Below are 515 nucleotides of genomic sequence, written 5' to 3' on the forward strand. Positions count from 1 at the left end.
TCAGCGACTGCCTTGGATGATTGCAGCAGTGATGCTGCGGAGGTTCCGGCGAGGTTCATGACGCACCTCACTCCGCAGCCATCATGCGCAGGTCGCGACGGTAATCCGCCAGACCCTCGACATGTTCTTGAGTGCACTTGTTAAGGTACTCGTCGCTCGCATAGAAGTCGCAGCGCCACTGTTCCAGCCAGTCGATGACGAAGTCATTCGGGGTGGTGCATGTCTCATGGGTTCGTTCAGAGACAGCATTCGCAACTTCCCGTTCCACCAGGCTTGATGCTTTGGTGACAGGGTTGAAGCGAACGATCTGGTCTATTGACTCCGGCATGAACATTTCGCCGGACAGGATGTCGTCAATCAGCTGGTCCAGATTTGCACTGGTCCATGACGTCTGGGGGATCATCGGCCCAGAATTGTCTTCGAGAAACACCACGTAGAAGTCGCGGTCGTATTTGGCGGCGGTCATTTCCGCCTGCGTCGGCCGGTGGCCGATCTGAATTCCGTTGCCCATGGCT

General features: G+C 56.5%; 1 protein-coding gene. It reads right to left on the minus strand.

The features are described 5' to 3' along the window. Nucleotides 1-67 precede the first annotated feature (67 nt). Nucleotides 68-515 (minus strand): hypothetical protein (locus IE243_RS23065; protein ID WP_191321605.1); only part of this gene is annotated, 448 nt, incomplete at its 5' end.

The sequence above is a fragment of the Camelimonas fluminis genome, from assembly GCF_014656355.1.
GTDB lineage: Bacteria > Pseudomonadota > Alphaproteobacteria > Rhizobiales > Beijerinckiaceae > Camelimonas > Camelimonas fluminis.